We start from the raw sequence: 4,099 nt of genomic DNA on the forward strand, positions 1-4,099 counted from the left end.
GCACTGGATGTGTCGGTACAAGCGCAGATCCTTGATTTGTTGAAAGATCTGCAACAAGAGCTTGGCATGGCGATGCTGTTTATCACTCATGACTTGAGTATCGTTCGTAAGATTGCCGATAGAGTGGCGGTCATGAAAGATGGTCGCCTTGTGGAAAGCAACGACTGCCAGACATTGTTTAATGCGCCAGCTCACCCTTACACGCAAAAGCTGATCAATTCTGACCCTAAAGGTTTGCCTGTCCCTGTGTCACCCGACAGCCAACCGCTACTAGACGTAAATCAACTTCGTGTTTGGTTCCCAATCACGGGCGGCTTATTTAAGCGCACCATTTCGCATGTTAAGGCGGTCACTGATATGGAGTTCACTTTGAAGAAAGGGCACTCCATTGGCTTAGTGGGCGAGAGTGGTTCAGGTAAGTCGACCACAGGTATGGCGATATTAAAGCTGGTGGAGAGTGAAGGTTCGATTACTTATGAAAGCGAGCAGCTTCAAGGGCTAAACCGTCAGCAAATGTTGCCATTTCGAAGCCGTATGCAAGTTGTTTTTCAAGACCCATTCTCAGCGTTGAATCCAAGAATGTCGGTGGCACAAGTGATTGGTGAAGGCTTACGCGTCCATCAGCAGCTTGATGAGGCTGAATTGGACCAACGTATCTGTGACGTGATGAAAGAGGTCGACCTTGACCCTGAAACGCGTCACCGTTACCCAAATGAATTTTCGGGCGGTCAAAGACAGCGCATTGCGATTGCTCGTGCACTGATTCTGAAGCCAGAGTTTATCTTACTCGATGAGCCGACCTCTTCATTAGACAGAACGGTACAAGCTCAGGTCTTAGACTTACTCAAGTCACTCCAAGAAAAGTACGATCTGACGTATCTGTTCATCAGTCACGATCTGAACGTCGTCAAATCCTTGTGTCATTACACCATAGTGATGAAAGCGGGTGAGGTGATAGAGAATGGCGACACCGAGACGCTGTTTAGCGCTCCTCAACACGAATACACCAAACAGTTGGTGAGCCTCTCGAACGTGGGTGGCGTGTAAGTCGCCAATAGAGGCACTATTCTTTATAACAAGGGCGATCATGTTGAATTCAACATGGTCATTTAGTGGTTTTACGATTACACTGCGCCCAATATTTCAGAAGTACATATTTAGGTAGAGGTCACCATGGACCAAGAACATTACGAAGACGCTGACTACGAAGGTTACGAGCACGGTGAAGAAGGTGAAGAGATTGAAATCGAGGCGATTGGTGTCGATGTGTCATCTCAGCCAATTGAGCTCTACAAAGTGTTCAAGATCGCGAACCTAGTGAGTGGCGGTGGTGAAGCTAAGCACGTCATCTCTGAAGGCTACGTTGCGGTAAACGGTGAGTTGGAAACACGTAAGCGTCGTAAAATGTACGATGGTGACTTCTTCGAATTCAACCAAGAATACTATGTAGTGTGCTGTGACCAGCCAGTACAAGAAGTAGAAGATAAGCCAAAGAAAAAAGAAGCGGCTAAGAAGGACAACAAGTCGAAGAAAGGCCAGCCTAAAAAGGATTCTAAGAAGAAAGAATCTAAGAAAAGCACTGCTGAAATGTTGAGTGCTAAAGCAGAACCAAAGAAAGAGAAAAAGAAAGAAAACAAAGCGAAAAAGAAAGCGGACACGCCAAAGCCTCAACGTGATGAGAAAAGCGGCCGTAATTCGATTGAATTCTTCTAATATTATTCTTGTAACACGTTAAGCAGATATCAAAAGGCTCACTATTTAGTGAGCCTTTTTTGTTGGAGCCAGTTTAATTTGAGGATAACTCTAGCTGGTTTGTTCTACTTCATTTGATGGCTTAGAGCGCTTGAATGAGTAAATCATATAACCGATGACGCTTGCAGCAACAATAACAGAGCAGACTCGGATAAAGTTAATCAACATTGGTGCGTTCTCAATGAACTCGTTAATCCCCCAAAGTAGAACGAGTGAGAATACAAACATAACGAGTAGTCCCCAACAAGGTGCATCGATTTTACCCGGCACAACATACCAACCATCTTCTTTGATTGGTTTGTTCAAGCGAGCATACTCTGCTTGCTGGCCTTTAACTGTATAAAGGTGCATTTCTTTTTGTTTGCCTGTTAGCAACAAACTTGCAGCGTACGCGACAATCGCATTAACGAAAACACCGATGACACAGTACCAAGGCCAAGCGATATCAGTCGCTACTGCTACATACCAGATTGCTAAGAAGCTTGCTGCAACACCAATTAATAGTCCTTTTTCTGTAATGTGTTTGGAGTAGAAACCAAGCACGAACATACAGAAGTTTGCACCTACAAAATAGGAACCCGCTTTACTCAGTATTTCCAAAACTGAGCCTGTGCTGGTTGCAAACATGAAGGCTGGAATGATGATACATAGCGCCCACATAACCGTGAAGAAACGTGATGCTTTGAGGTAATGTTCCTCTGACTCATTTTTCTTGTAGAAGCGTTTATAGAAGTCAGTAACAGACACGGTAGCCATAGAGTTAAAAGCGGAGTCTAGGCTTGACATGCTTGCTGCAAGAATAGCTGCCGCGATGATTCCCATCAGCCCTGGCATACCGTATTCGCTGGCATAGTGAAGGATAATGGTATTGCCATTCTCAAACTCTTTACCATCGTAGTAAGCGTTAAATAATACGCCTAATAGAATGAATACGAAGTAGATGAAGAAAGCAACGTAACCCATCATTAGCATCGCTTTTTTCGCATCACCCATATTTTTAGCCGCCATACAGCGTTGAACCATCATTTGGTTACCGCCATACACAGTCGTGTGGAACATTGTCATTGCGATAACGCCGGCCCACACCGTGGTCACTTGGCTTAAATCTAAATTGGTCTGTAACGCATCGGTCATGCCGTCTGACTTAAGGTTTTGCATCACTTCCGTCATTGGTTGTGGCATTCCATTCCAAACGGCTTCGATGATGATGAATGCACCAAGAAACAAAATGACCGCTTGAATGACATCTGTCCAAATAACGGCGGCAATTCCCCCCATGACGGTATAGATCAGCGCGATAACAGTGACGATGATGATGCAGTAAGTCACGTCGATGCCTGTAATGAACTCGAGGATTAACGAGGTCGCATATAAGACCGCAGCTGAGCTTATCGCCTGTTTAATTAAGAAAATCAGAGACAGAGTGATACGAGAAGCTTTACCAAAGCGTCGTTCTTGATATTCATAAATCGAAGTGAGGCCGTTGTTGTAAAAAAACGGCATAAATACAGCAACGATAAAGAAAATCACCAAAGGGTAGTTTAGGTGGATAGCGATCACCGACAAGCCTTCTTTGTAAGACCAAGCTGGCCCACCCAAGAAAGACATCGCACTAACATAGGTACACACAACAGAAATACCGATTGCCCACCATGGAATATTTCGATCGCCTAATGCAAATTGGTTTGCGGAAGTCACGCGTCTACCAACCAGTGCACCCATAACTAAAGTCAGGACGATATAGGTACCGAGAATTGTCCAGTTTAAAGCGCCAAACTCATACATGCTCACGTCCTTTTAATTGTTCTTCCATTTGCTCAAACAGATCGTAACCAAGCTGTTTTAAGATGTGTGCGATATCGATAGCGACCCAGTTCTCCTTGAGTAGTTCGCCTTCTCGTCGCCAGATATCCATAACGCGAAGCTCGATGTGCTTGCCTGTCGGTGCCAACCCTAACCAGCCACTGGTGCCAGTATGTGTACCGTGCATGTGTGGCCAACCACCAGTGGATACGTAGTCATTTTTGGACAAAATATTGAGCTCTATATCGACACTTCGGTCTGGGAACGCAAAGACAAATGGTCCTTGATGGTGGTCGCGGAAGCCTTGGATACCACGAGTCGTACCAATACCAGCCGGTCCGTACCACATGAAGTCGCCATGCCAGTAGTTTTCTAGATCCATTGAATCAAGGCGTTTACCATCAAATCGACCCAAGCAAGCCAGCATGTCTAGCACTAGTTTTTGGCTTTTCTCGCTCTCTTCCTTTGCGGTGCTACCTGTCTGTATCCCGTCTTGAGTCGCCGGGGCAGGGACTAATCCAGCATGGCCTAGGCTCTTGCGTAA

General features: G+C 45.3%; 4 protein-coding genes. 2 read left to right on the forward strand and 2 right to left on the reverse strand.

Annotated elements, in window-relative coordinates; all coding sequences use genetic code 11:
• Both BCT81_RS09110 and BCT81_RS09115 read left to right on the forward strand, forming a co-directional pair.
• Positions 1-1,047 (forward strand): ATP-binding cassette domain-containing protein (locus tag BCT81_RS09110; RefSeq protein WP_133152595.1); only part of this gene is annotated, 1,047 nt, incomplete at its 5' end.
• A 126-nt stretch (positions 1,048-1,173) separates the two neighbouring features.
• Positions 1,174-1,713 carry an RNA-binding S4 domain-containing protein gene (locus BCT81_RS09115; RefSeq protein ID WP_102423925.1) on the forward strand — a complete coding sequence of 180 codons (540 nt, stop codon included), beginning with the start codon at positions 1,174-1,176 and terminating at the stop codon, positions 1,711-1,713.
• Between the two features lie 90 nt (positions 1,714-1,803).
• Here BCT81_RS09115 and BCT81_RS09120 read toward each other — a convergent pair whose 3' ends face one another.
• On the reverse strand, positions 1,804-3,537 hold the full coding sequence (locus BCT81_RS09120) for a sodium/solute symporter (RefSeq protein ID WP_102423926.1): 1,734 nt from the start codon (positions 3,535-3,537) through the stop codon (positions 1,804-1,806).
• On the reverse strand, positions 3,530-4,099 hold a 570-nt coding region (locus tag BCT81_RS09125; RefSeq protein ID WP_198596867.1), incomplete at its 5' end, for an ester cyclase. The genes BCT81_RS09125 and BCT81_RS09120, both read right to left, overlap by 8 nt.

It is taken from the genome of Vibrio sp. 10N.261.52.A1 (assembly GCF_002876325.1).
Lineage (GTDB): Bacteria > Pseudomonadota > Gammaproteobacteria > Enterobacterales > Vibrionaceae > Vibrio > Vibrio chagasii.

What these genes read in the sequence shown, in the direction of transcription:
- BCT81_RS09115 (WP_102423925.1), top strand. Translation starts at nt 1,174, where the DNA reads ATGGACCAAGAACATTACGAAGACGCTGACTACGAAGGTTACGAGCAC.
- BCT81_RS09120 (WP_102423926.1), bottom strand. Translation starts at nt 3,537, where the DNA reads ATGTATGAGTTTGGCGCTTTAAACTGGACAATTCTCGGTACCTATATC.